The 26,202-nt window shown below is 62.9% G+C and carries 19 protein-coding genes; 9 read left to right on the forward strand and 10 right to left on the reverse strand.

Annotated elements, in window-relative coordinates; all coding sequences use genetic code 11:
• Positions 1–259: 259 nt before the first annotated feature.
• A complete protein-coding gene (locus HG800_RS22970; RefSeq protein ID WP_169979958.1) occupies positions 260–1,183 on the reverse strand; it encodes a hypothetical protein in 924 nt (307 codons plus the stop codon).
• Positions 1,184–1,357: 174 nt separating this feature from the next.
• On the opposite strand from HG800_RS22970, the gene HG800_RS22975 reads away from it, so the two are divergent.
• Together HG800_RS22975 and HG800_RS22980 are read left to right on the forward strand one after the other, a co-directional pair.
• Complete coding sequence (locus HG800_RS22975) at positions 1,358–1,792, forward strand: HEPN domain-containing protein (RefSeq protein WP_169979961.1); 435 nt, start codon at positions 1,358–1,360, stop codon at positions 1,790–1,792.
• 137 nt (positions 1,793–1,929) lie between these two features.
• Positions 1,930–3,525 (forward strand): NAD(P)/FAD-dependent oxidoreductase, encoded by a 1,596-nt coding sequence (locus tag HG800_RS22980; RefSeq protein ID WP_235963897.1) that lies wholly within the window; start codon positions 1,930–1,932, stop codon positions 3,523–3,525.
• Positions 3,526–3,698: 173 nt separating this feature from the next.
• Here the strand turns inward: HG800_RS22980 and HG800_RS22985 are convergent, their stop codons facing one another.
• The gene (locus HG800_RS22985; RefSeq protein ID WP_169979963.1) at positions 3,699–6,668 is read right to left on the reverse strand and encodes a PVC-type heme-binding CxxCH protein; all 2,970 of its coding nucleotides are present in this window, start codon (positions 6,666–6,668) and stop codon (positions 3,699–3,701) included.
• Positions 6,669–6,674: 6 nt separating this feature from the next.
• Positions 6,675–8,072 carry a hypothetical protein gene (locus HG800_RS22990; RefSeq protein WP_169979965.1) on the reverse strand — a complete coding sequence of 466 codons (1,398 nt, stop codon included), beginning with the start codon at positions 8,070–8,072 and terminating at the stop codon, positions 6,675–6,677.
• A 362-nt stretch (positions 8,073–8,434) separates the two neighbouring features.
• Between HG800_RS22990 and HG800_RS22995 the strand changes: the two genes are divergently transcribed.
• The 5 genes from HG800_RS22995 to HG800_RS23015 all read left to right on the forward strand — a co-directional run bounded on the left by HG800_RS22995 (position 8,435) and on the right by HG800_RS23015 (position 14,008).
• The gene (locus HG800_RS22995; RefSeq protein ID WP_169979967.1) at positions 8,435–8,758 is read left to right on the forward strand and encodes a DUF6793 family protein; all 324 of its coding nucleotides are present in this window, start codon (positions 8,435–8,437) and stop codon (positions 8,756–8,758) included.
• 222 nt (positions 8,759–8,980) lie between these two features.
• On the forward strand, positions 8,981–10,279 hold the full coding sequence (locus HG800_RS23000; protein WP_169979969.1) for a glucose-1-phosphate adenylyltransferase: 1,299 nt from the start codon (positions 8,981–8,983) through the stop codon (positions 10,277–10,279).
• 176 nt (positions 10,280–10,455) lie between these two features.
• Positions 10,456–11,346: a serine/threonine protein kinase gene (locus HG800_RS23005; RefSeq protein ID WP_169979971.1), complete on the forward strand. Its 891-nt coding sequence runs from the start codon at positions 10,456–10,458 to the stop codon at positions 11,344–11,346.
• Between the two features lie 132 nt (positions 11,347–11,478).
• On the forward strand, positions 11,479–12,600 hold the full coding sequence (locus HG800_RS23010; protein WP_169979973.1) for an acetyl-CoA carboxylase carboxyltransferase subunit alpha: 1,122 nt from the start codon (positions 11,479–11,481) through the stop codon (positions 12,598–12,600).
• Positions 12,601–13,540: 940 nt separating this feature from the next.
• Positions 13,541–14,008, forward strand: a complete 468-nt coding sequence (locus tag HG800_RS23015; RefSeq protein ID WP_169979975.1) for a hypothetical protein — start codon at positions 13,541–13,543, stop codon at positions 14,006–14,008.
• Here the strand turns inward: HG800_RS23015 and HG800_RS23020 are convergent.
• The gene (locus HG800_RS23020) at positions 13,975–15,567 is read right to left on the reverse strand and encodes an ATP-binding protein (RefSeq protein ID WP_169979977.1); all 1,593 of its coding nucleotides are present in this window, start codon (positions 15,565–15,567) and stop codon (positions 13,975–13,977) included. The genes HG800_RS23015 and HG800_RS23020 overlap by 34 nt on opposite strands.
• Before the next feature lie 440 nt (positions 15,568–16,007).
• On the opposite strand from HG800_RS23020, the gene HG800_RS23025 reads away from it, so the two are divergent.
• A complete protein-coding gene (locus tag HG800_RS23025) occupies positions 16,008–18,080 on the forward strand; it encodes a S46 family peptidase (protein ID WP_235963899.1) in 2,073 nt (690 codons plus the stop codon).
• Positions 18,081–18,138: 58 nt separating this feature from the next.
• On the opposite strand, the gene HG800_RS23030 is transcribed toward HG800_RS23025, so the two are convergent.
• Complete coding sequence (locus tag HG800_RS23030; RefSeq protein ID WP_169979981.1) at positions 18,139–19,509, reverse strand: AAA family ATPase; 1,371 nt, start codon at positions 19,507–19,509, stop codon at positions 18,139–18,141.
• 128 nt (positions 19,510–19,637) lie between these two features.
• On the opposite strand from HG800_RS23030, the gene HG800_RS23035 reads away from it, so the two are divergent.
• Complete coding sequence (locus HG800_RS23035; protein ID WP_169979983.1) at positions 19,638–20,978, forward strand: Gfo/Idh/MocA family protein; 1,341 nt, start codon at positions 19,638–19,640, stop codon at positions 20,976–20,978.
• An 80-nt stretch (positions 20,979–21,058) separates the two neighbouring features.
• Here the strand turns inward: HG800_RS23035 and HG800_RS23040 are convergent, their stop codons facing one another.
• The 5 genes from HG800_RS23040 to HG800_RS23060 form a co-directional block, all read right to left on the reverse strand.
• Entirely contained in the window at positions 21,059–21,904 is an 846-nt protein-coding gene (locus tag HG800_RS23040; protein WP_169979985.1) for an FkbM family methyltransferase, read from the reverse strand.
• Positions 21,895–23,238, reverse strand: coding sequence for a glycosyltransferase family 4 protein (locus tag HG800_RS23045; RefSeq protein ID WP_169979987.1), 1,344 nt, complete (start codon positions 23,236–23,238; stop codon positions 21,895–21,897). The genes HG800_RS23040 and HG800_RS23045 overlap by 10 nt, the downstream gene beginning before the upstream one ends.
• A gap of 54 nt (positions 23,239–23,292) precedes the next feature.
• Positions 23,293–23,721 (reverse strand): hypothetical protein, encoded by a 429-nt coding sequence (locus tag HG800_RS23050; protein WP_169979989.1) that lies wholly within the window; start codon positions 23,719–23,721, stop codon positions 23,293–23,295.
• An 84-nt stretch (positions 23,722–23,805) separates the two neighbouring features.
• Complete coding sequence (locus tag HG800_RS28320; protein WP_169979991.1) at positions 23,806–25,080, reverse strand: glycosyltransferase family 4 protein; 1,275 nt, start codon at positions 25,078–25,080, stop codon at positions 23,806–23,808.
• Positions 25,077–26,201: a glycosyltransferase family 4 protein gene (locus tag HG800_RS23060; RefSeq protein ID WP_169979993.1), complete on the reverse strand. Its 1,125-nt coding sequence runs from the start codon at positions 26,199–26,201 to the stop codon at positions 25,077–25,079. Before HG800_RS23060 ends, HG800_RS28320 begins: the two co-directional genes overlap by 4 nt.
• Between the last annotated feature and the right edge of the window lies 1 nt (position 26,202).

Below are 26,202 nucleotides of genomic sequence, written 5' to 3' on the forward strand. Positions count from 1 at the left end.
ATCCCGTTTCACCAGGATTCTCGTTTTTCCCCTCCTTCGCCCGACACCCAAGACCATCGCCATTGTCCAGACCTTCGACCAGTACTTGCAGAACCGCTAATTGAGTGGGGCTTCTTGAAAGTGGACGATCACCCGATCGTCAGCCTCGAAAATTTCATACTTGTGATAGAGTTCTGCCATTTCTTCCCAAGTGATGACCCTTGAGCCGATCATTCGGTTATTGAATAATTCGCCAAACACTCTATACGAAAGTGATCGATCAACTATCTGTCCTTTTTTTAATGGATTTCCCGCCTCTTCTATTTTCTTGCCACGATTTGTCCGACACACAAATTGGCACGTGAAGGCTTGTGGACCTTGTTTGTGAATTTGGGCTCTGGAGTCGATCTGTTGGCCGGAGGAAAGCCGTACAGTGTGGAAGGCGATAAGTCGGACGGTCGTCGATCGCCTCCTCTTTGCAGAGCCCGTACTCACATGCTGCACTTCTTAGCTTGTCGTATTGCTTTCTGTCACGCTCGTTCCAGTGGATCACTTGATCGTACCGTTCCCACATCTTGTATTGAATTATTACTATACGAGCAGTCTTATTCTTGTGGTCTAGGTCTTCGTAGATTAGGTCTGTTCCGATCTTGTCCTCCGGTCGCTCCATGTGAGTAACTCTCACTCTCAATATTCGCTCCTTGTCCAGCCTGTAATCCTTGTATCCCTTTCCTTCTCCACTGAACGGCAGCTCCATTCTCGTGTTTATGGCATCACCAAAGATTAGCGAGGTTTCCGTGTGTTCTCTCGGTAAGAGTTCTTGCTTTACCGCTTCAAGACGTTCCAAGATGGATTCTAGGAGGTGAGCATCTGGGTCGGCCTCAAACTGTTCTTTAGTCCTCCTAATCTCTCTCTCTACATATTCGTGTGGGGGAATATGTCTACCTTCGACCTTCGACTGGGCCGCTGCCCTTTGTCGGTATTCTTGAGCAGGTTGGCTCTCGGGAGGATTATCGAGGATTCTGCGTGCTGGCGAAAATATCTCGGGTGCTACCTGCAACCCCAAAGCAAAGGATTGCTTGTATGTAATATGGTCTTGGTATCTGTGAGCAAATAGCATTCCTTCTCGAAGGGCGTTCGTCGTCATCCATTCGACGTCTAGCCTTAAGCGTTCGTCTTCGCTAAGTTCTCGCTCTTCAGCCATGTTTGACGACTCCTATTGCCTGACTCAAGGATTTTTCGCTCCATGCGACCATTGTACCACCTCTTTCCTCGCTATTACCGCACTGGCAGGATGGACTATGAACTCGCTCCTTGATAGATTGCACGCTTTTCCTTGTTCAATGCACAAATCCCACCTAGTGAACGGATGAACGGAATGGCAATAATCCAGACCTTCGAGGCGTGCCTGAAAAGCCCCTATCTTCGCCGGGATGACTCGGCCGCCGATCGCGTTGGCGAGCTGCTCACCCGCGCCGCCGACCGGCTCGATGCCGCCGCCAATCTCCGGGCCAATCCCAAAGGCGACCCGACCGACCTCTGCCTGATGAGCTACGAGGCCATGTTCTGCTGCCTCCGCGCCCTCGTCTACCAAAAGGGCTACCGAGAGGCCGGGCTCCGCTGCCTCATCCTCGCCTGCGAAGGCCTTTACGTCCGTCCCGGAAAGCTCGATCCGCAGCACCTCCGAGCCTTCGAACGGGCCCAGGCCCTCCGCCTGGCCCCCGACGAGGCCCTCGACGCCGCCTCGGCCTTCGTCAAGCAGACCCTGGAGTTACTCCAGGCCGATACCGACTCCGACACCGTCCGGCCTTGACCATCGGGCCCGGATCTGACAGAACACCTTCTCCACCCCGTGCCGAGCGAACCGTCCTTGCCTCCCCTTCAGAGGCGATCGACCCTTCGCAACGTCCGGGGGCGGGACGGAATCGCGGTCAAGACCGCTGAGTCCTCATGGATGGGGAGTCCGGCATGGGCAGCCAGGAGTCGAGGCCCGCGACCACGCGGAGCAATCTTCCGCCGCATCGCTGGCATCGCGTCGAGGATCCGGATCGGGAGGCCGTCGTCGGGGCGTACGAGGCGGTCATCGCCGGTGCCGGCCCGGCAGGCCTCACCGCCGCCCTCGAACTGACCCGGCACGGCCGCCGCTGCGTCGTGGTCGAGGCCGATCCGAACCTCGTCGGCGGCATCAGTCGCACCGATGTCTACAAAGGCTACCGCTTCGACATCGGCGGCCACCGCTTCTTCTCCAAAAGCCCCGAGGTTAACGCCTTCTGGGACGAGGTCCTCGGCGACCAGTTCCTCCGCCGTCCTCGCCTGAGCCGCATCTACTACGATCGCAAGTTCTTCCATTACCCGCTCCGTCCGGTCGACGCCCTCCGCAAGCTCGGCCCCATCCGATCGGCCCGCATCCTTGCCAGCTACCTCAAGGCTCGGATGAAGCCAATCGAACCCGAACGCAGCTTCGAAGACTGGATCGTCAACCGCTTCGGCCGCACCCTCTTCGACATCTTCTTCAAGACCTACACCGAAAAGGTCTGGGGGATGCCCACCTCCGCCATCTCGGCCGACTGGGCTGCCCAGCGCATCAAGGGCTTGAGCCTCATCAAGGCCGCGCTCAGCGCCCTGCGGATCGGCCTGCCAAGCAGAGGGGGTGAGGTCGTCAAAACCCTCATCGAAGAATTCAAATATCCCCGCCTCGGCCCCGGTCAGATGTGGGAAGCCGTCCGCGACCGCGTGCAGGACGGCGGCGGCTCCGTGCAGCTCGGACGCCGCGTCGATCGGATCGAGCACGACGGCCGCTCCATCAACGCCTTCGTTAGCGTCGATGCACAGGGACGAACCACCCGCTACCTCGGTCGGCACTTCCTCTCGACCATGCCGATCCGCCACCTCATCAACGCCATGAGCCCCGCCGCCCCCGACGAGGTTTGCGAGGCCGCGGCCGGGCTCCGCTACCGCGACTTCCTCACCGTCGTCCTTATCGTCAACCGCGCCGAGACCTTCCCCGACACATGGATCTATGTCCATGATCCCTGCGTCCGCCTCGGACGCGTCCAGAACTTCAAGAACTGGTCGCCCGAGATGGTGCCCGACCCGAACACCTCCAGCCTCGGCCTTGAATACTTCTGCTTCGAGGGAGATGACCTCTGGGGGATGAGCGACGCCGACCTCATCGAACTCGGCCGCCGCGAGATCGACACCATCGGCCTCGTCCCTTCCTCCTCCGTCATCGACGGCTGCGTCGTCCGGATGCCCAAGGCCTACCCCGTCTACGACGACTCCTACCGAGACCGCGTCGCCATCATCCGCCGGTGGCTCTCCCGGTTCGACAACCTCGAACTCGCCGGCCGCAACGGCATGCACAAATACAATAATCAAGACCACTCAATGATGACTGCCCTGCTCGCCGCGCGGAACATCCTTGGCCTCGGCTCCTACGACACCTGGAAGGTCAACACCGACGCCGAATACCACGAGGAAGCCAGCGACGACGCCTCCGCCGACCTCGCCGGCCGAGCTGTCCCCCGCCGCGTCGAGGCCGCCTGAACCCAACCACCGGAACACGGAACGCATCTGGAGCCACGGAAAAACACGGATGAATCACAGATGGCGATCAATGGACCTTCTCCATTGACTCGACCTGATGGGGACGACCCTTTTTTCTTATCCCCTCCTTCTTCTCCATGTTTCATCCGTGGCTCATTCAACGCTGCTTCCCGTCACTCCTGTCCGGTCAGCGGCACAACCCCATCCATGTACCTCCAGTTCTTCAAGTAATCCAGCAAGTCGGCCATCTCCTGGACCGTGAGATCCTGTTCGATTCCCTCCGGCATCAAGGAAACCCCATCCGAGCGAATCTCCTCGATCTCCTGTTTCAGGATCGTCTCCGACTGACCCTCTGCCCGTAAAAGGGTCAGGGCCGAGGCCGTCTCCGACGCGATCAGGCCGCCGAGCACCTGCCCATCGACCGTGGCGACCGTGTAGCTGACGTAATTCGCATCAATCGCCTCGTTCGGGTTCAGGATGTCCGAAAGCAAGGCCGCCTTCGTTCGTGTCCTCGTGTCGCCGATGTCCGGGCCGACGACCACCCCCTGATCCTCCAGGCGGTGACAGGTAATGCACAGCCTCCGGAACACCTCGCGGCCGCGGTGCGGATCGGCGGGCATCTCGATCGCCTCTTGGTAGCGTTCCAGCACCGCCACCCGCTCCGCGGGCAGGCTCGACGCTAGCAACGAGCGCGCCCGGTCGCGCACCTCGGGGGTCGGATGATCGCGCAGGCGTCGGCTCTGGTTTGCATCCAGGTCCCGAGGCGCAAGAAGCCCTTGCTCCATCGCATCCAGCAGCGCACCGGCCCGATCCGCCCGTGCCACCATCCCCTGCGCCACCTCGCGGCGCACTGCGGGGGTCAGGCTCCGCCACGGGTGCAGCAAGCGATCCGCCACCTCCGGCTCGGTCCGAGCTGCAAGAGCCTGGGCCGCGGCGATCCGCAACCCTTGATCCGGCTCCTCAACCAGCAGCCGCGAAAGCGAGTCGCCAGCAACATCCCAGGGGGCTTGCGCCAGCAACCGGATCGCATCGCGCCGCGCCGCCGGATCGGCATCGGCATCCTCGGCCGTCTCGCCGAACCCGGCCAGAGCCTCAGCCGTCCGATCGGCAATCGCCTCCGGCAACTGTTCAAGGAAGCTGCCGAGCCTCGTCCCTCGTCTCGCAAGCCCTTCGGTCAGACCATTCAGCCCTGCCAATCGCCAGCGTTCGGCGTCCTGATCAATCTGCCAGAGCGCCTCCAGCACCTCGGCACACTCCGCCGGATCGCGCTGCGTGCCCACGAGTGCCGCCAGCTCCTGGAGCAAGATCAACCGCCCTTCATCCGTTTGATCGGTTAAACCATGCGGTTCCTCCAGCAAGGTCAGCAGCAACGCTCCGGCCCGTCCTGGCACCGCGCTCCCCACGGCGGCCCGCGTCCAGCGATCATTTGCCCCGAGCCGGGCAATGGTCGCCAGCGGATCGAGGATCACATCATCATCCACGAACCCGAGTGCCAGCGCGGCCTGGAACCGAACCCGAGCATCCTCATCGTCGGCCAGAGCGATCACCGCATCGCGCAGTTTCCCATCCTCCAATAGTCGATGCTCGGCCAGCAACGTCCCTTGCTCCCGGAGCCTCGGATGATCGTCGCAGAGAAATCCGAGCAACGTTTCCTCATCTAGTTCCCCGGCATGCTCCAGCAACCACGCCGCCTGGGCGCGGCCTTCGGCAGACTTTGCCGCTCGGGCCATCTCCCGCAACGGATCGATCGCCTCCGGGTCCTGCCGCTGCAAAAGCAATCGCTGTGCGGTCGTCCGCCACCAGCCGTCCGGATGGTCGAGCAGGCCAACCAGTTCCGCCGTCGAGGCCTCCCCAAGCTTCGGCGATTCCGGCCGATCACCCCGCGATTCTGGGACGATCCGCCAGATTCGCCCGTGATCCTTCCCGTCGAGCAAGTCGGGCCGTTCCCGCAATTCGGGGGGCATCCACTGGGGGTGCTCGATGACGGCGCGGTACATATCCACCACATAGAGCGCCCCATCGGGACCGTGCGCCATCGCCACCGGTCGGCACCAATGGTCGGTGCTGGCGAAGAACTCGACCCCCTTGCGTGCGGGCGCCCACGAGAACGCTGCACCATCTGGCGTGAGCACTTCTTGATGAACAAGACTGCCCGTCGGCTCGCAGGTGAAGACCGACCCCTGGTACGCCTCGGGCAGTAAATTCCCCCGGTACACCGTGACCCCGCAGGCCGCGCTAAAACTACCGATGTGCAACGACGAGGTGGTAAACTGCTCGACCAGCGGGAAGACTTCGGCTGCTCCCCCGGCGGTCTGATCGTCGGAGGCACGACCGGGAGCAGGCAGGTCGGGATTCCGTTGCGCGTAGCGGTCTTCCAGGATGATCGGCACCAGGTGATTCCGGTTCGTGCAGACGAAGCGGCGGCCCCAGTCGTCAAAGGTCAGGCCATACTGACCCATCCCTGCGATCGGCTCAGCGCGATCGTTCACGAGATCGAAGCGGAAATCACGGCCGCTCAGGTCGATCGGCTCGGCATCGTCCTCCCCGGCGCGACGGACCTGACCGCCTCGCAACCCGTTCGCCACAGCAATCCAACCGTCGATCCCAAGCGTCGGATGACTGACGCGAAGCTGTGGGTTCTCGACGGCAAAGCCTTCGTACAGGATCTCACGGACGTCAGCCGTCCCATCGCCGTCCGTATCCAGGAGCCAGACGATGTGAGGCGCGGCTGTGACGATCGCCCCGTCCTTCCACGGCAAGACCCCGTTGGCAAAGAGCAGTTCATCGGCAAACACCCGCGATTGCTCGAAGAACCCATCACCGTCACCGTCTTCCAGAATCTTCAGTCGTCCCTCGGGCGGATTACCCGGAGCCGGGCCGTTCGGGTAGTCGCGCATCTCAACCACCCAGAGCCGTCCCTGTTCATCAAACGCCATCGCCACCGGGCTGGTGATCTGCGGCTCGGCGGCGACCAGCTCGACCCGGAGACCGGGATCAACCTGGATCGTCTGTCGGGCCTCCTCGGGCTCAAGCGGCCCCTTGCCCGGTTTCGGCTCCTGGGCAGTCGAAGCAACCACGAGCCATCCGAGCGAATACGCAAGGCACGGCACGACAACTCGAAGTCCAACAATCCTCATTTTCATCGCTGTTTACTCCGTAATCGCATCGCCATGCAAGCTCCTGAGCAATCGAACCGCGGCATCGACCAGCATCTCGCCCGATCCTTCCGCACAACGAGCGCTCACCACCTCGTAATTCCCCTGCGCGTAGGCCCGGCGCGAGGGAACGTAACCGATCGACCCATTCGCAAGCTCGGCGATGATCGTATGCTCAAATCGAGAATCCTGCTTGATCTCCAGCCCCAGCTCGACAAAGATTTCGCCGGGCAACGACACCCAGGCAATCACGTCTCCCAGGGCAATCACCTGTACCTCGACCTCGTTCGGTTGACCGTCCCGAGCGGTCACATCGAGCACCTTGTACGCGTTGACCGTTTCCAGAAAGCTTGGCTGAGGAGTCGAGCCGGAGCGGTGTCGCTCGACCACGGCTTCGGCCTTCGGAACCTCCTCCGGGGCAATCTCGGGCAAGGGCAGGGCGACCATTTCATGGTCAATCCGAAGCGAAACCTGGTCCACCTCCTCCAGCTTCGGCCAGTTCCGAAGGACCTCTGCCGCGAGGATGATCCCCATGCGGGCGGCGTTCTCGAACCCCTTTTGCGGCTCGGCCCAGAAGACGTCGATATGATTGATATCCCCACAGCACCCGGCCGTGAAGACCGTCACCACGTCCGGCCCCTTGAACTCGGCAATCAGCTTCGAGAGGGTGTACGGTAAATCCGCTGAGATGGCCGGTCCGCCGACGTTGTCCAGGTGCACCGCATAGTTGACGTACACGGCCAGCGGGTCGCCGTCGAGCGACTCGAAGTAAACAATCGGCACGGCGGGATCGATCACGCCGGCTGGCTTCAGCGTCTTCGGGTTCCGCTTGCCGGGATTCCAACCGACGGTTCCATCGCTCATATGATAGCGCCGGTTGAAGGCGATCGACGACTCGCTTCCCCGGGCAGCCCTGGCCATCGCGGGCACCTTGGCCTCATCGGCCCGCCGGACCGCCTCGGCGATCTTCGCCGGCAGGCTCTCCCGGTAGCGCTGCGACAGATCCGAGCCTCCTCCCAAAGTCTGAGACCGCCGGGATTGATCGGCAATGACCGGGCCGGTGTGCGCATGGGTCGCACTGATCATCACATGAGCACCAGGAATGCCTGTTGCGTCCTCAATCGCCTGCCTTGCATCGTTGACCAGATCACGCGTGGTGGTGATCACATCGAGCGCGACCAGGGCGGCCCGCATCTCGCCCGACTCGATCACGATGGCCTTGGCGAACAGGTCGTCGTGCACCCCCTCGGCGGCCCGTTCAAAGTAATAGCCGGCCATCGGCGTCCCCGGAGGAGGGGTAATCACCTCCTGGGCAGCACCCACCCGCAACTCTCCGGCCGATGCCGGTCCCATCATCCCCAGAACCAGGGCCGCCAGGAGCAACCGCATCATCGAAGCACCCTCCGATCGCATCTACATTTCCGAATCCAACAGTTCCAGGAACCCTCCTCGGCGGCGATGAGCCGCGGTTCCGATCGAGCGCCATGGTAAACCGTCGGGCGATCGGGAGGTAGGCGCTGCCCCTTGTCAGGGCCGGTCGGAGCGATGGGCCGCCCGGTGCATCTCGGCCGATTGGGCGGGCCGAGGCTCCTGGATTTCGGCTCAAAAGGTTTGACCGGGGCAGGTGGGGCGTCTTAGGATTCTCGGTGGCAGTACCCATCTCTTTCTCTCACAACTCGATGAGCCTCGCGGCCCCAACTGGCAAGATCACGCCATGCGGCCGGCCGCTCGACTCGTAGAAAGGGGGCATAACGATGCCTCTGTTCGAGGTGGAAACGACGTCGCACATCATGATCGCGTGCGTCGACGGTGAATCGGCCGCGCGAGCCTTCGCCGAGGAAAACTATCCGGGTGAGGAGGTGCTCCGCGTCACGCACCGTCCGCGTGATGCCTGGGTCATCTCCAAGCGGTTGCTGGGGATCGAAGGAGGGATCGACCCGTGTACCAAGGCACGCGAGTGCCTTTCCAATGCCCGAGGAGACAAGCTGCATGCCGTCCGACTCTATATGCAGCAAACCGGCACCGATCTGGATGAAGCACGCAAGGTGATCGAGTCCAACATGTCTCTCGGCTGGTAAGGAGCCGAATGTCCGACCGACTCAACTCGGGGCGGGTTCTGGCCGCGTGCACGACGCACCCATCCGAACCCGCCTCCCATCGTCAATCAACGCGCTTTTTCCTGCCGACGGTCGAGCCTGCTCCCGCCTTCGGGTAGACTGGCTGTACGGTTCGTCGGATGCTCGGGTCGGTCCTCTTGGCGAGACACCGCGCCGATCCGACTCGCCTGGGGATTTCCTGTCATGACGCGCAATAATGTGACCTGCCTGATTTTGGGGGGAGGCCGAGGCACCCGGCTCTTTCCGCTGACTGCCTTGCGCAGCAAGCCTGCCGTGCCGATCGCCGGCAAGTATCGGTTGATCGACATCCCCATCTCCAACTGCATCTACTCTGGCCTGAACCGGATGTATGTGCTGACGCAGTTCAACTCCTTGAGCTTGCATCGACACATTACCAATACGTACAAGTTTGATGGGTTCGGTGGCGGCTTTGTCGAGATCCTGGCCGCCCAGCAGACGATGGAGAACCAGGAGTGGTATCAAGGGACGGCCGACGCAGTCCGCCAGAACCTTGACCTGCTCAAGGAGGAGCTGAGCGAACTGGTTTTGATCCTCTCGGGAGATCAGCTCTACCGCATGGACTTTCAGGAGATGATCCGCCTGCACTACGAGACCAGGGCCGCGGCCACCATCGCCGCCTTGCCCGTCGATGAGCAGGAGGCGACCGCCTGCGGCATCATGCAGATCAAGCCCGACGGCCAGGTGCATAACTTCCTCGAAAAACCGAAGACCCGCGACGCGCTCGACTCGGTCCGCACCGACCCGAAATGGCTGGAAAACCAGGGCATCAGGGCCGGCAACCGCTCGTATCTGGCGAGCATGGGCATCTACCTCTTCAACCGTGACGTGCTGGTGGATCTCTTGCACCGCATGGAGGTGGACGACTTCGGCAAGGGGGTCTTCCCCGCCGCCATCGCCGACCCGAACATGCGGGTCCAGATCTTCCCCTTCGACGGCTACTGGGAGGACATCGGGACCATCGGCGCCTTCCACAAGGCGAACATTGACTTGACCCGAGTGGACGCTCCGTTCGACTTCGCGGCCGACAACAAGACGATCTTCACCCGGCCGCGCTTCATGGCCCCCTCGAAGGTCAACGGGGCGACCCTGACCCGCTGCCTGATCGCCGACGGTGCGGCCATCGGCAAGGGGTCGGTCCTGGAGCACTCGATCGTCGGTCTGCGGACCCAGATTGGCGAGAACGTCACGATCCGCAACTCCTACGTCATGGGGGCTGACGTCTTCGAAGGCCAGCGAGGAATCGAGAAAAACCAGAAGGAAGGTCGGCCGAATATCGGCGTGGGGGACGACTCGATCATCGAGGACGCGATCATCGACAAGAACGCCCGGGTCGGCCGAGGGGTTCGCATCCGCAAGCAACCGAAGGATCAGGAGGTCGACCGAGAGGGCCTGTACTATGTTCGAGATGGGATCGTCGTCGTGCCCAAGTTCGCCGTGATCCCCGACGGCACCGAAATCTGATCCCCAACCGGCCGATCGAACCGAACCGCGACAAGCCGACCCGCGTTGTGCCAATCGCTGGGTTTGGTAAGATCAACCAGACTGCCAACGTTTCGAACTGCCCCGGGTCGCCCCCTCTCCTGAAGCTCAGGAGTCCTTGTACAGGCGGCCCGGTGCCTCGCCGCCGAGGAGGGCCCGTGGCCACCGGAACCACCACGACCGGCGAAGACCGGATCGGTAACTATCGGATCGTCCGGGTCCTTCAGATGGGGCAGAACTCCGTGATCATGGAGGTCGTCCAGGAGGGCTCCGGCCGTCGCTTCGCCCTGAAGGAGCTGCTCGAAAGCCGATCGAGCGACCCGGCCGAACGGCGCGCCCTGGCGTTCGAGGCCAAGCTCGGCCAGATGTTCACCCACCCGAACCTCATTCGGGTGCACGAGTTCGTCAACGCCAAGCCCTCGCCGTATTTCGTCATGGACTACTTCCCGGGCATGACGCTCCGCCTGGTGATCGGCAAGCCTCAAGAGTACGCCCTGCCGGCCGGACGCCCCCACATGGTGCTCCGTCAAGCAGCCGAGGCGCTGGCCTACATGCACGAGCAAGGCTGGGCCCACCGCGACGTCAAGCCCGAGAACATCCTGATCAACCGCTCCGGAGAGGTCCGGGTCATCGACTACGCCCTGGCCAAGAAGATTCCGACCGGATTCGGCAAGCTGTTCGCCGGAAAGCCTCCGAGGGAAGGAACTTACAGCTACATTTCCCCGGATGTGATCCGCCGGCTGGCCCCCTCGGCCGCAGCCGACATCTACAGCTTCGGTATCACCTGCTACGAGCTGGCGACCGGCCGGCAGCCCTTCCGGGCCAACTCGCCGATGGAACTGCTCAACAAGCACATGAAGGAGAAACCCGTCCCGCCGACCTCTTACAACAAGAACGTGACCAAAGAATTCTCCGACTTGGTCTTGAAGATGCTCGCCAAAAAACCCGACGATCGTCTCAAGGATTTGCGGGAATTCCTCGCCGCGTTCAACCGGATCCGGATCTTCAAGGACGACCCTGACCCCATGGCCGACCGCTACTCCATGTGATCGCCGGGGAAAACCGCCGAGGGCTCCCGCTTCGCCTCGGAACCTGACTCGAATCCCAACGAAACCGACCCAGACCAAGACCACGCCGGTCCCCCCCGGCGAACGGCCCGCGCCAGGAGGAGGCGGCCGACCATGCCCCCCGCCACCAACCCGAAGACCAATACCCAGGCCCCCAATCAGTACCGCCTGCCCTTCGAGGCCCCCATCTTCGAGATGGAGGCCCGGCTGGCCGAGCTTGAAGCCCGGCAATCTCAGGGAGACGGTTCGGGCTTGTCCGACCAGATTCGCACGATCCGGCGCGAGCTGATCGGCCTGAAACGGGCCATCTTCGCCAACCTGACTCCCTGGGAAACGGTCCAGGTGTCTCGGCACCAGCTCCGTCCCCAGTCGCGTGATTACCTGGAGCTGATCTTCGACCAGTTCCTGGAGCTTCACGGCGATCGCGCTGTCGGCGACGACCCGGCGATGGTCACCGGCTTCGCCCACCTCGGCGAGAAGAAGCTCATGTTCATCGGCCACCAGAAAGGCCGCGACCTGGCCGAGCGAACTGCCTGCAACTTCGGCTGCGCCCACCCCGAAGGATACCGTAAAGCGTTGCGCGCCATGAAGTTGGCGGCGAGGCACCAGTTGCCGATCGTGTGCCTGATCGACACGCCCGGGGCCTATCCCGGGATCCAGGCCGAGGAGCGAGGGCAGGCCGCCATCATTGCCGAGAACCTGATGGCGATGAGCCAGATCGACACGCCGATCGTCTGCGTGGTCATCGGTGAAGGGGGCTCCGGAGGCGCCCTGGGCATCGGGATCGGCGACCGGGTGGGGATGATGGAGCACTCGTATTACTCCGTCATCAGCCCCGAAGGATGCGCCACGATCCTCTGGAAGACCGCCGAGCGGAAAGACCGCGCCGCCGAGGCCCTGAAGATGACCGGCCGCGACCTCCTGCGGTTCGGGATTATCGACGAGGTGGTCGAGGAGCCTCCCGGCGGTGCCCACCGAGACCCCCGAGGGGCCGCCATCGCCCTGAAAGGGTTCCTGACCCGATCGCTCCGCAAGATCGCCGAGATCCCCCGCGAGCAACTCCTCGAACATCGCTACCAGAAGTTCCGCCGCATCGGCGAATTCTTCGAGGACCTTCCCGAACCGATTGCCGCCGAGGGAGCCGCCACCGCCCGGGCCGAGGAAGAAACGCCTCAGGAACCCGTATCACCCTCGTCCGTCAACGGGATCTCGGTCCACCCGCCGGCCTCGTCCTGATCCGAGCCGAACCGAGGCGCCCCCTGCGGTGCGCCTTCGGTGCGCGGCTCGGTGCGCTGAATGCAAACGTCGAAACGTGTGATTAAGCCGTGAGTTCTGACGATTGAACCCGTTCGTTTCGGTAATTCGTTCGGACACTCTCGACCGAGGAACGAGGACGATGGCCCGAACGATTGCCGAGGGTCCGCCGGCATCGCGATCAGCCACCTGATGGCGTCCTTCCAAGGCGCGGTGTGCCGTCGGGTGCGCTCGCGGTGCGCTGTCCGGTGCGCTCGCGGTGCGCCGGGGAGAAATAACGGAACTGATTATCAAAGAACAACTTCGGGCGATCGAGATCGTTCGTTTCGTCAGATCAACGTTCGTCTCGAGGGATTCAACGAGCCTGGTTTCGTGAGTGGCCGCCAGCCTCTCCCCGACACGCGGGGAAGAAGGGCCAGGGGGGCCGTTCCTCGCACGCAGCAGCCACAATCGGAAGACGAGCCTCCGGATCTCGTGCGGAGTGTTCCTCGACACTTCGGAGCGAAACCAGGGAGACGACTCCTTCTCTATAAGGATCAGGAAAACGAGGAGGGCCAAGCACAATAATCCGGAGAAACGGGAGAGGAACGCCCGCCAATCCAGCAGAGGTTTCGGAGCGGCACACGACCAGAGCACGTTCGTCTCGGAAATGACGAACTAGAGTGCTTGAGAGCGGTGCTCGATGGTCTGTCGAGGTTCGTTCGACGCTCGGTTCCCTCACCCGGCCTCCGGCCATGCTCTCCACCGGAAACCGACGGAGGGAGGGTCACGAGGACTTTGCGAAAGACGCGGCCGGCAGTCTGGCTCCCTCGCCCTTGATCGTGCAAAAGGATCGAGGATCGGCGGACGAGTCCCCTCGCGAAGACGGAACCGGAAGCGCAGTGCGACCACCCTTTCCGAGGAGTTTGGGAGTTGGGCACACATGGCAGAGCGTCTGGGTCGTGACCAGGAACCCGAGGTCTTCGATCGACTGCAGCGGCTCGCCCTTCACGAGCGCCGTCGTCGTTGGGACAGCACGCGCAACGCCTTGGCGGCCGGTGCCGGTGAGCTGGACGACAAGAGCCAGGGCGCCTCGATGCCGTCAGACATGCTCATCGAGCGGTTTGAATGGATCGAATGTCAGATGACCCTGCTGGCGAAGGAGCTGAGACGGGTCGAGCATCGCTCGAAAATGATCGCCTTGCGGGCTCGGATTGCGGTCGTGCTGGGGCTGGTCACGGCCTTCGCCTGCATGGGGCTCTGGAGCGGCACCTTGCAGGGGTGGTTCCTGAGCATCCCGGGATCATCGAACACACAAGCGATCCTCGGGGCTTCGGGGTCTCTGGGCGGGGAAGGCCTGGGAGGGGCAAGACTCGGTCAGCCCCCGTCGGATGATTCCGAGGCACGCTGACGGAGCGCAAGCACGCGAGCCAGGCTTTCCGCCTCGACCGGCTTGGTGAGAAAGAGGTCGAAGCAAGCGTCCTGTTCGAGAGGCGTTTCCCCCGGCCGCTGTCCGGGGCTGAAGCCGGTCAGGGCAACGATCACGGGGCGATCCGAGCCAGAGGAGTCGATGATGCGCTGGGCCACGTCTCTGCCATCGAGATCCGGCAGGCCGAGATCGAGCAAGACCAGATCCGGTTGCATTCGCTCCACTTCGGCCAGGGCCGAGGTCCCGTCGAACGCCACGGAGACCTCGTGACCCTCCTGTTCGAGCAAAAGGGCGAGCAACCGGGCGGCGTCGCGTTCGTCGTCAACGATGAGGATGCGTCTTGGCATCGAGGCCGAAACGGAGCCGCTCTCGGCAGTCGCCTCTGGGGTCGGTCCGGCGAGGGTCGAGACGGCCTGATCGGCCAGCGGGAGGCGAATGGTGAAGGTGCTGCCCTGGCCGATGCCGTCGCTCTGGGCGGAGATGGTGCCGCCGTGGCGTTCGATCAGGTTGCGGACCAGCGCCAGGCCGATTCCCAGTCCCCGGCCGTTGTGTTCCGGGGCCTGGGCGAACAGATCGAACAGATGAGGCAAGAACTCAGGGTCGATTCCGTGACCGTTGTCCCGGATCTGAATGACGGCCTGGCGCGGGTCGCAATGGCCCAGCACCTCGATCAGGCCGCCCGGATCGGTATACTTCGCCGCGTTGGTGATTAGGTTGACAATCACCTGTTCCAGGCGAGTTGGGTCGGCCTCGATGGTCATCGGGTCGTCAGGGAGCGACACGGTCAGGCGGTGCCGTGACTCGTCCACGATGGACCGGGTCGAGGCGACGGCGGACGAAACGACCTCGGCCAGCGCGATCCGGGAACGGCGGATCTCCAGGTCTCCTCGCGTCACGCGGGCCACGTCGAGCATGTCGTCCATCAACCGGGTCATGGTCAGGACACCCCGGCTGATCCCCTCGACCGCATCGGCAAGGTCGCCCTGAATGGGACCAGAGAGCCTTGCCAGTTGCAGGCCGACGGCAATCGTCCCGAGCGGGTTGCGCAGCTCGTGGCCGAGCACGCCGAGAAATTCGTTGAGCCGTTGGTGGGCCTGCTGGAGCTGGGCCGCCTGATGCTCGACGTAAGCCACGACCGCCCTGGCGATGGCATCATCAATATGCACGCCAATGGCCACCACCTGCTCGAACCCGGGCTCGTGGCCGAGCGCCTGGTGCAGATGATCCAGAATGACGATGCGGAGTAACTGATAGTCGATGACGACGTCTTGCAACTCCCAACCGACCTTCCAGCGATAACGACCGTGAGCGACCGCTTCCTCTCGCGGCGAATCGTTGCCGCCGGAGAGATCGTCTCCGAGGGCTCGAAGGAAGTCGTCGAGGTCGTCGCGCAGCTCCTCCCGATGGGCCCCCGGGCGACCATGTCCCTGGGCGATGGCACGCTCGGCCCAGGTGTCGAGAATCGCCTCGGCGTCGCGGCGAAGGATCGCGCCGAGATCGGCATGATTTCGATCTCGGATCGCATGCGTCGAAGGGGTCATCAAGTCACGAACCTCGTCAAGAGGGAGGTAAGGAATCCTCCGGAAGGCGATCAATCCGCAGACAAAAGCAGATGGGAGCGATGGGTGAAGATCGAGCACTCGGGGATGGATTGGCGTCACCGGAAACCGTCAACACTCCGAGGAAATGAGCGTGGCGGAAGAGGCGCATGGCAGCGAGTCATGATACCCCCTGGCCTGAGCGTTTGGGAATCCCCTGGCCGTGCGATTCGGGGGAGTCGAACGGGGAAGATCACCCATCGCTCGGACTCGGGAACCCGTCTCGAGGAGCGACCGAAGAACCCCGAACACTGAGACTCCCTCTTTCCGACACGGTGCCAAACCTGAGACAATCAGCATCGAGCCGCATCCGCCCGCGGCACGGGGCTTCACCACCACACACCGCCCAGACGTGGACCCGAACGATGACATTGAGACGAAGGATGGCCCTGATCGGGCTCTTGACGATCATGACGACGGCTTCTCAATCCCCGGCCGATGAGGGGATGTGGGTCTTCAACAACCTGCCGCTCAACCAGTTGAAGGCCAAGTACGGCTTCGAGCCGACCGAGGAGTGGATCACCCGCATTCGCTCGTCGGCCGTGCGTTTCAACAACGGGGGCTCCGGCTCGTTCGTCTCGGCCGACGGCCTGGTGATGACCAACCACCACGTCGCCGCCGACACCTTGCAAAAGCTGAGCACCGCGGAGAATGACTACTACCGCGTCGGCTTCCTGGCCGAGAATCGCGAGGCCGAGCTACCCGCGCCCGACCTGGAGCTGAACGTCACGGTGGCCATCCAGGACGTGACCGACCAGGTCAACGCGGCCGTGACCGCGTCGATGTCGGACGCCGAGGCGGCCGCGGCGCGTCGCTCGGCAATGGCGGGCATTGAGCAGGCGGCCTCCGAGGCGAACGGCCTGAGGAACGATGTCGTCACCCTGTATCAAGGGGGACAGTATCATCTTTACACCTACAAGAAGTACACGGACGTTCGACTTGTCTTCGCTCCCGAATTCGATGTCGCGTTCTTCGGTGGAGATGAAGACAACTTCGAATATCCTCGCTATTGCCTCGACGTGGCCTTCGTGCGGGCCTACGAGGATGGCAAGCCGGCCCGGCCCGAGCATTACCTGAGCTGGAGCGCGAACGGGTCGGAGGCGGGGGATCTCGTCTTCGTCGCCGGCCACCCCGGCCGGACAAGCCGGTTGAACACGGTGGCCCACCTGGAATACTTCCGTGACACCGGCTTTCCGTTCCTGCTCGACCTGATCCGCAACCGCGAGGCCTCCCTTTCTGTCTTCAGCCAGCAGGGCGAGGAAGAAGCACGGCAGGCGAAGGAAGATCTGTTCGGCTACCAGAACAGCCGCAAGGCCCGCCTGGGAGGCTACCAAGGCTTGCGCGATGAAAACTTCATGCGTCGCAAGCAAGAAGCCGAGCAGGCGCTCCGCGAGCAGGTTGCGTCGGACCCCGAATCGGCCGCCGCCTACGCGGACGCCTGGGACAAGATTGCCGCGTCTCGGAGCGTCGCCGCTGAGCATCTGGTGGCGTACAACATGCTGGAGCGAGGTCAGGCGTTCGAGTCTCGCCTCTTTCAAATCGCCCGAACCCTCGCCCGCCTGGCCGCGGAGCAGGAGACGCCGAACGAGAACCGCCTGCGGGAGTATCGTGAAACCGCCTTGCCGTCGTTGTTCCTTGGCCTTTACTCCGAAGCGCCGATTTACCCGGAATACGAGATCTTTCGCCTGACCAATGCCCTGACGTACTGGCGAGACACCGTCGGCGCGGACGACCCGGTGGTTCAGCGCGTGCTGGGGGATCGCGAACCGGAGGAGGTCGCCCGATCGCTGGTCGAAGGGACGAAACTGGGCGATGTGAAGGTTCGCAAAATGATGGCCAAGGGAGGCTCGGAGGCGATCGCCGCCAGCGACGACCCGATGATCGCCCTGGCCGTGGCCGTCGATCCTGAGTCGAGGGCCGTGCGGAAGATCTGGGAAGACGACGTTGAGGGGGTGGAGTCGGCCCAGTACGGGAGGATCGCCAAGGCTCTGTTCGAGAGCCTCGGAGATGCGATCTACCCCGATGCCACCTTTACCCTCCGCCTGGCCTTCGGCACCGTAGCCGGCTGGGAGGAAGACGGTGAAACGATCCCGCCCTACACGCAGGTCGAGGGCCTGTTCGAAAAGGCGGAGACAAAAGGAAACGTTGATCCGTACCACGTTCCCGAATCGTGGGTCGAGGCGAAGGAGTCGGGGCGGCTCGACCTGTCGACACCGATGAATTTCGTCTCGACGGCCGACATTATCGGCGGCAACTCCGGCAGCCCGGTCGTCGATCGGGAGGGGAAGGTGGTCGGTCTGATCTTCGACGGCAATATTCACTCGTTGATTCTTGACTTCGGCTACGACGACACGCTCGCCCGCGCCGTTTCGGTTGATTCTCGGGTGATTGCCGAGGCGTTGAAGTCGGTCTACCAGGCCGACGCCTTGCTGAACGAACTGACCGGCGGGGAATGATCGCCGATCGCCGGGCCCCGCGTTGGCAATCTGCCAAGGGGGCCCGGCGTTGGGTCGGTCACGCTCCGGATCTCGGAGGCGTCTCGGTCGGATCGGGAAGGTTGGGGGAGGGCGAAACGGGCTGCTGAGCCGTTCGGAAGGGGCGTCTCGACGCATAATACTCGCGGGCGGCCGGAACGGAGATGAGTTCCAGCTCGGGGTATCGCAGGGCGGTGAGGTGGCCGCCAAAGACGCAACCTGTGTCGAGATTGACCGATCGTCGGATCCACTCCGGCTCGGGAACGGGCGTGTGACCGTACACCACCAGGGCAGGGCTGTGGTAGTTCTTGGCCCACTTCAAGCGGACCGGCAGGCCGTACTGATCGACCTCGCCCGTCGTTTCTCCATAGAGCGCGAAGCCGCGCACGCCGGGGGTGTCTCGGCCGTGCATCGGCTTCGGTAATCCGGCATGAGCGACGATGAGGCGGCCACGATCAAGCACATAATGGTGCGTCATGGAACCGAAGAAGTCGATGACGCCCTCGACGGTGGTTTCGCGGATGCCCCAGGGAAGCAAATCCAGTTCGGCAAGGGTCTGCTCCAGACCGTGGGCGACCCGGACGTTTCGACCGCGCAGCTTGCGCAAAAACTTGTCGTCGTGATTGCCAATGACGCAGAGGCCCGAGCCGCGGGCCGTCATGTTTCGCACGATCCGAACGGTGTCAAGAATCCGAGGTCCACGATCGACCAGGTCTCCCACGAAGACGGCGATCCGGCCCTCCGGATGCTCGTAGATGGGGCCAGGCCAGGCGGGTTCGATCGACTGCGAGACGACCTCGTAGCCGAGCCGATCAAGCAATTGCTCCAGCTCGTCGGCACAGCCGTGCACATCGCCGATCAAGTCGAACGGGCCTCGATCGCCTCGGCGGTCGCAGGCCAGGGGGACGCGGGAGACGGAGATAGCTTCAACCTGATCGACGCTCGAAAGCGTGACGATGCGATCAAACCCCTCGCGCGGCAGGTCGGTCATCGACCGTGACAGTTGCTCGCGATGCCGGTGGACCACGTCGGCCTCGATCCGCCGATCGGTCCGCGTCTGGGCGCGATCGAGCAGGAGGGATTCGGGGAGGTCGAAGACCAGAGCGATCGGTTCGACATGGTGGGTTCGGGCCAGGCGGATCAGGGCCGACCGGGCCGATGCCCGGACGTTTGTGGCGTCGACCACCGTGAGACGTCCCCGAGCCAGGCGGCGGTCGACAATCAGGTGAACGAGATCGAAGGCATCGGCCGTGGCAAGCTGGTTGTTCGGATCGTCGGACACGAGGGCGCGGCAATCGTCGGACGAGACGACCTCGGTGGGCCGGAAATGACGGCGAGCAAAGGTGCTCTTGCCCGAACCGGTCGGTCCGATGAGGACGACGAGGCAGCGTCTCGGAATCGTCAAGATCACGGCAATGCCCTGCGAAAAAAGGACGAGGGATCGACCCGGCTCCATGCTTGACGAGGCCGCGCCGGGAGGTTCTCATGAAGGCATCGGGCCCTCCCATTTTCCCGAGATTTTCTCCGGAGTCCAACACGATGCGATCGTTCCAGCGCCGCGATTTCCTTCAGGCGTCGGCCGCCAGCCTGGCCGCCCTGACCGCCTCGACCGCCTCACGAGCCTCTGCCGAACCCCGCTCGGCCCCGCGGCGAACCAGCGCGAACGACTCGCTGAACGTGGCCGTGGTGGGTGTCCGGGGGCGGGGTATGGACCACGTCCGAGGGTTCCTGAACCTGAAAGACGACGGCGTGCGCGTGACCACGGTCTGCGACGTCGATGAGAACGTCGTCGGGAATGCCATGAAGGCGATCGAGACGGCAAGCGGATCGGCTCCGTCGCTCGTGAAGGATGTTCGCGAGGTGCTCGACAACCCGGAGATTGATATTATCTCCGTCGCCACGCCGAACCACTGGCACAGCCTGATGGGCATCTGGGCCTGCCAGGCGGGCAAAGATGCTTATGTCGAGAAGCCGGTCAGTCATAATGTATGGGAAGGCCGGAAACTGGTTGAGGCGGCTCGCAAATACGACCGGATGGTCCAGTGTGGCACCCAGTGCCGCAGCCACAAGGGGATTCAGGACGCGATGGAATTCCTCCGCAACGGGGGAATCGGCAAGATCTACATGGCCAAGGGGCTCTGCTACAAGCCTCGTGGCTCGATCGGCCACGGCTCGTTCCAACCGGTACCCGCAGGGCTCGATTACGACCTCTGGACCGGCCCTGCCGAATTCCACAAGCCCGGCGACCCGAGCGTCTACAACCCGAACATCCTGCACTACAACTGGCACTGGGTTTGGAACACCGGCAACGGCGACCTGGGCAACCAGGGCATCCACCAGATGGACCTGGCCCGCTGGGGCATCGGCAAGAACGAGTTCCCGAAGACCGTCATGTCGGCCGGTGGCCGTTACGGTTACGAAGACGACGGCGAAACCGCCAACACCCAGACCGTCAACTTTGAATATGATGACGTTTTGCTTCAATTCGAGGTGCGCGGCCTGCCCACCAACGATGAGCAAGGGGTGAAAGTCGGCGACATCTTCTACGGCACTGAGGGGATCTTGACGCTCGACAGCTACACCTCGTGGCAAACCTTCTTCGGCCACAAGATGGAGCCAGGCCCGAAGGGGACCGGCGGCGGCGACCACTACGCCAACTTCATCGAGGCCGTCCGGACCCGAGACCGCTCGATCCTCAACGCCGAGATTGAGGAAGGCCACCTGTCGAGCGCCTTCTGCCACCTCGGAAACATCGCCCTCCGCCTGGGCCGCAAGCTGCACATTGATGTCGAGAACGAGGCGTTCCTCGACGATCCCGAAGCCAACGCCATGCTGAAGCGCGACTACCGGGCGCCGTATGTCGTGCCCGATCAGGTCTGATCGACCGACGTGTCCGACCGGAGTAGGAATCATCGGGATTTCAGATCGCTTTGATCTGAAATCCCGTTTTCGCTGTTCGACTATCCCACCTTGGGGAGCATGCGGCGGACGACCGACGGCACGATCGGCACATGCCGGGCCACTCGCCGAAGATGGCGGGCGACGGTCAAGCTCGTGGTACCCAGATCCTCGTATCGGGAAAGCCGGGCCAGAGCCTCGTCACGCTCGCGGCGCAGCGACTCCAGCTCTAGCACGTGCTCAAACGGCACATAATCATCAAGGACGTTGACCGGCGATCGAAACTTCGAGAGCAGGCGGCGGTCTTCCAGTCGCAGGTAGTAGCGGTTCAGCCCGTCGAAGGCGGCTCGAAGATAATCGGCGGCAAGGAGGATCGGCTCCCACAGCTCGGGCTGAATCGTGGCTTCGATCACGAGCACCCGAGGACGCCAGCGACTCCAGTCCGCCCCCTGGATGACGGCAAGCTCGTGCCCCTCCACGTCGATCTTGAGGAAATCAATCGTCCGGTCGCCCACATATCGCTCGCAAAGTGTGGCGAGGGTGATGACCTCAACCGTCCGTTCAACATACGAATAGCCGTGCAACTTCAGGCCGGCGGCGAAGTCAAGGTCGAGGGTTGACATGCCGAGCGAGTCGCTTGGCTCGTGCAGGGTCATCATCCCTTCGTGATCCGAGATCGCAAGCGAGAGGTTCACATCGCGAGGGCGCTCGGCCTGAAGCATTTCCCAGACTCGGGCGACCGGCTCGACATTCACCCCCGTCCAGCCGCGATCCGAGAAATGCCGGGTCACGGAATGCAAGGTGGGATGATTGGCTCCAACATCCACATAAAAACCATCTTCCTTGTCCGGAAAGACGCGCCGGAGGAGAACGTCTTCCGCATTCTGAGCGTAGGAGATCATGGGCATGGGACGCTCTCGGGAGTTGGAGGCGAGGACAGAGCTTTGATCGAGGAAATGCTTGCAGAAGAACCACGATCCAGAGCGGAAGGCCGAGGTTCATGCCAGGCCCAGGCATTGCGTCTGCCCCATGCCGACATGACCAGTTGATGCTTCCGATTGGCGAGTGCATTCCAGTCGAACAGGGGCTGTAAGCGCGGTCGATCCGCTCGTGCCTGGGCAATTGCGATGGAGGGTTGATCCAGCAGCCGATCCACAATCTGAAGCGTTCCTTCAGGATCGTCGATCGGACAGAAATGCGTTCCGGGGCAGTCTCCGAATAGGCTCTCAGTCGTTTCCAAGCGGCTGAGCAACACCGGTGTTCCACTGACGAGCGCTTCAAGAATGGGCAGGCCAAACGCTTCGACGTCGGAAAGCAACAGGAGTGCTCGGCTTGACCGATACGCCTCCCGCAGGTCCGCTTCGCTCACATAGCCGCGCAACTCGACAAAGGGGCGAAGGGCCGGAGGAATCCGGTCTGCCGATGCCTCGCTCCGATTGCCGATGACGACCAGTCGGAATTCGGGACTTCGCCTGACAACATGTTCAAACACTTGAACAACGCGATCAAAGCGTTTGCGAATCTCGGCCAGATCCCCCACAAAGAGCAGTTGCGGAGGGCGATCGAGAGGCCCAAGGTCGAACGCTTCGAAATCGCAGCCGAGGGGCAAGGTCACGGCGTTGACCTGTCGAGGCGCGAGCCGTTGCAAGGCTCGACATTCGGCAGGTGAATCGGCGAGGACCAGATCCGCGCGTTCGATCACGCGGCGATGGGTCGCGGCAACGTTCGCCTCCTGCTCGGGCGACATGGGAACCGTCCAGAGCGGCTGATCATGAGGGGTGTAGCACAGCACGGTCCGATCGTCGATGTGATCCAGGACGGCACGACCGGTCGCGGCGTTGGCAAAGCCGATCAGCTCAATCGCGTCCCAACGTGATGATCTGATCAGTTCAGGCAAGCGTTCGTTGAGCGGTTCCACGCAATCCGATTCGAACCGATGAGGGCCAACACACATGGGAATTCCCAGCGGCGTGGCGAAATCCCAGACGCGACGCAACGACCGGGGATCCCGGTCATCCATCGCGAAGGTGAACTCCACTCGGCCTTGCAGCCGCCTGGACAGCTCGAAAATGGCTCGGCCGATGCCGGAGTACATCTGGTTCGTGGTGGGGGTCGCGATCAGGACACGGAAGCGGTCAGGCGAGGGGCACCCTCGTCCCGTCGCCGAGGATGCGAACGGTTCGTGCGTGGCGATCGAACCAGCGGTGAACTTCGCAAAATGCGGACGAGGAGTCGTGGGCATGGGACGTCGGCCGAGGTTCAGGACTGCGATGGGTTCACTCCAGCGAGCGGAAGCTCACGTCAGATCAGTGTCGCCACCGGAGGAAGGAACCGAAAATTGCGAACTTGAGAATTCCTTGTACGGAGTCACATGAGGCGAGCCGCGCTCGCTGGCCGGGTCGATACGACTACCGGGAGAAGGGACGGCTCGTTCGGCATTCGCAGGGGGTTGCATCCGCGCGAGATGATCTTCGATGCTTGCGAGCCGGCGAGCCATTGCCAGCGAGTCCCAGCGAAACGCATCGGTGGTTGCCGAGCGCTGACTGAGTGCCTCAACCTGTCCACTCAGGTGGTCGATCTGGGCCTGGAGGTCGCGGTAGAGCACTTCCTGATGGAAAAACATGGGTCGGAGGAGTCTGCGCACCAGGCGACGGGCCAGACCAAGCACACGCTTCGGCCCCTTCGCATCGTTGATGCCCGTGTTGTAAAAGGCGAAGTCTCGCACGAGAAATCGGGCCTCCTTGCTGGGAACCAGGATCGTGTTCCGAATCCTGCACGCGACACACACTGAGAGACGGACCAAACCCACTCAGGCCGCCTGGGTCACCAACGATTCTGCCAGGCCTTCGGCGAGTCGAGCGAGTCGAACGGTATCGGCCGGAGCGCCGGGCGCGGATTGAGGAGGGGTGTTCGCAGCCTCTTCAAGCCAGCGTTCAAGCCGGGGCGCCAAAGCGTCCACATGAAAGTCGCGCCAGGTGGACGCACGGGCTCGTTCCGCAATCGCTTCAGCATCCGTCCGACGCTCCAGCACATCGAGGAACACGCGAGCGATCGCGGCCGCCGTGGGTTCGACCTTCAGACCGTGGACCCCGTGCACGAGCCACTCGGCCAGGCCACAACTTTGCGAAATGAGGGGCAGACACCCCCCGTGCGCCGCGGCCTCGATCGGCCCAATGCCGAACGGCTCACGCTCCCAGGTCGGGAACGCGAAGAGCTCGTAATTCCGGTATCGAGCAATCAGGTCGGGGTGCTCAAGCGGTCCGAGGAAGCGAACGCGGTCTTCGACTCCGTGCTGTTGGACGAGAGCCGGGTAGTGGTTTTCATCAACGTCCGCAATCGCTCCGATGAGATCCAGTTCGACGGACCAGCGCTCTTTCCGAACCAGCCCGACCGCTTCGATCAAGAGGTCGATTCCCTTGTACGGAGTCAATCGACCTGCCGACACGACCCTGAGCGGGCCGTTTCGGACCGATCGGCGGGGCAGGGGAGTCGGACTGCCGTCAATCCAGTACGGCAGCAATTCCACGCGACCATTGAGCGGAACCCCCTGGCCCTCGATTTCCTCAACCAGCCGCGAGCTGACCGCAATGAACGTCCCTCGCATCTCCGCCCCGAAGCGTTCCGCCAGGGCAGGAATCACCTTGCCCCAGACGGAACAGCAGTACGACGGCACCGCGTCACCCAGTTGCCAGGCCCATGGAACCCCGAGATGGTTGAGGGCCGCCATGAGGCCGAGCCCTCCCAGCCCCGTCAAATTATGAACATAGGCCACATCGGGGCGAAAGTCGGCCACGGTCTCGGCAAGCGCATGAACATTCGAGGCGTTGATCAGACGAGAGCGCACATCCAGCATCCGTTGAACCACCGGAGGCCGACGATTCATGGCGTGCTGGTTCCAAATGTCCGTGATCGCAAATCCCCGGCGGACGTGTGGTTGCGGTTCCACAAAGGTCCGGGCCGATGCGGTCAGGACCCGCACCTCATGTCCGAGTCGACGCAGGGCTTCGACCGCCTGAGCACAGGCCACCTCGTAGCCGCCGACAACCTCGGGCGGATAGAAGTTCGAAAGAACGAGAATCTTCACGAGACCCGCTCCTTCCTGCCTGAGTGGGATTCGAGCAATTCGTCGTACAGGGCGGCAAGCTTCGCGCCGGCAACGGTGAGATCAAACGCTCGCAACACCTCGCGGCGGGCTTCCTGACCGACCCGCGCAACTGTTTCCGGTTCGTTCGCCAGGCGGCGAAGCAAGCTCGTCAGTTCCTCAGGGGTATCAAACAGGTAACCGCTTTGATAAGGCTTGATAAATTCGGGCATCGCTGCCACGCGAGAGGCGATCGGCACAGTCTCGCAGCTCATCGCTTCCAGCAAGGTCAAGCCCATGAGTTCGGGTGCCCGATAGCGGCGGTTGTAGCAATCAACATAGACCGACGGGAGAACGTTGCACCAGGCCCTCGCGTAGAGGTCGCGGACGGTCGCGTCGTTGGCGTCGGTCACGAAGGTCACGTTCTTGCTGACGGCCAGGCGGCGAAGCAAGGCGAAGTAATCCGGGTCGTAGGGTCGCCCGCAGACGGTCAGGGGCAACTCGGGGGGAAGGGCCGCGATCAAGCGGTCGATCCCCTTGTGTGCCAGCAGCCGGCCAACATACAGAACTCGGTCGCGAGGGGGACGAGGCTCGGGAGGAGCGAAGCGAGAGGCATCCACTCCACCTCGGATCACAACCACGGGCGTCGGCGTGCGGAACAGGGACGCACCAAACGAGGAGTACGCGACAATCCGATCGGCCAGCTCCAGGCTTCCCAGCGACGCGCCAAGCCAGCTGGAATGACCGCCGTGGTCCGAGGCACAGGTCGGTTTCCGCTGCTGCCGAGCGGCAAGGAGCCCGAACTCGCCAGATCGGCTAAACGCCATGTGAACATGAACAAGGTCGGCTTCGGCAATTGCGGCGGGCAGCTCCCACGAAACAGCATCGAGCGGGTCGTCGGGCCGTCGGGCGACCGGCAGCACACGAAGGCTTACGCCGGGGCGTAGCTCGCGGTGGGCGGGGGCCACGCCGTAGGAGATGAGGTCAACCTCGTAGCGTCCGCCGGTGGCTTCGACCAGTCCGGCGGCCATGTTGGTCGCGTAACGCTCACCACCGCCGAGGCACGAAGCCTCGTCGAAATAGAGCGGGGTCAGAAAGGCGACCTTCCGTGTCGCGTGAGCCATC

The organism is Tautonia rosea, assembly GCF_012958305.1.
Classification (GTDB): domain Bacteria; phylum Planctomycetota; class Planctomycetia; order Isosphaerales; family Isosphaeraceae; genus Tautonia; species Tautonia rosea.

Excerpts from the sequence above, each read along its gene's own strand:
- HG800_RS23010 (WP_169979973.1), top strand. The coding sequence starts at position 11,479 with ATGCCCCCCGCCACCAACCCGAAGACCAATACCCAGGCCCCCAATCAG.
- HG800_RS22970 (WP_169979958.1), bottom strand. The coding sequence starts at position 1,183 with ATGGCTGAAGAGCGAGAACTTAGCGAAGACGAACGCTTAAGGCTAGAC.
- HG800_RS22985 (WP_169979963.1), bottom strand. The coding sequence starts at position 6,668 with ATGAAAATGAGGATTGTTGGACTTCGAGTTGTCGTGCCGTGCCTTGCG.
- HG800_RS22990 (WP_169979965.1), bottom strand. The coding sequence starts at position 8,072 with ATGATGCGGTTGCTCCTGGCGGCCCTGGTTCTGGGGATGATGGGACCG.
- HG800_RS23040 (WP_169979985.1), bottom strand. The coding sequence starts at position 21,904 with ATGCCCATGATCTCCTACGCTCAGAATGCGGAAGACGTTCTCCTCCGG.
- HG800_RS23015 (WP_169979975.1), top strand. The coding sequence starts at position 13,541 with ATGGCAGAGCGTCTGGGTCGTGACCAGGAACCCGAGGTCTTCGATCGA.
- HG800_RS23000 (WP_169979969.1), top strand. The coding sequence starts at position 8,981 with ATGACGCGCAATAATGTGACCTGCCTGATTTTGGGGGGAGGCCGAGGC.
- HG800_RS22980 (WP_235963897.1), top strand. The coding sequence starts at position 1,930 with ATGGATGGGGAGTCCGGCATGGGCAGCCAGGAGTCGAGGCCCGCGACC.
- HG800_RS23020 (WP_169979977.1), bottom strand. The coding sequence starts at position 15,567 with ATGACCCCTTCGACGCATGCGATCCGAGATCGAAATCATGCCGATCTC.
- HG800_RS23045 (WP_169979987.1), bottom strand. The coding sequence starts at position 23,238 with ATGCCCACGACTCCTCGTCCGCATTTTGCGAAGTTCACCGCTGGTTCG.
- HG800_RS22975 (WP_169979961.1), top strand. The coding sequence starts at position 1,358 with ATGGCAATAATCCAGACCTTCGAGGCGTGCCTGAAAAGCCCCTATCTT.
- HG800_RS23060 (WP_169979993.1), bottom strand. The coding sequence starts at position 26,201 with ATGGCTCACGCGACACGGAAGGTCGCCTTTCTGACCCCGCTCTATTTC.
- HG800_RS23025 (WP_235963899.1), top strand. The coding sequence starts at position 16,008 with ATGGCCCTGATCGGGCTCTTGACGATCATGACGACGGCTTCTCAATCC.
- HG800_RS22995 (WP_169979967.1), top strand. The coding sequence starts at position 8,435 with ATGCCTCTGTTCGAGGTGGAAACGACGTCGCACATCATGATCGCGTGC.
- HG800_RS23035 (WP_169979983.1), top strand. The coding sequence starts at position 19,638 with ATGCGATCGTTCCAGCGCCGCGATTTCCTTCAGGCGTCGGCCGCCAGC.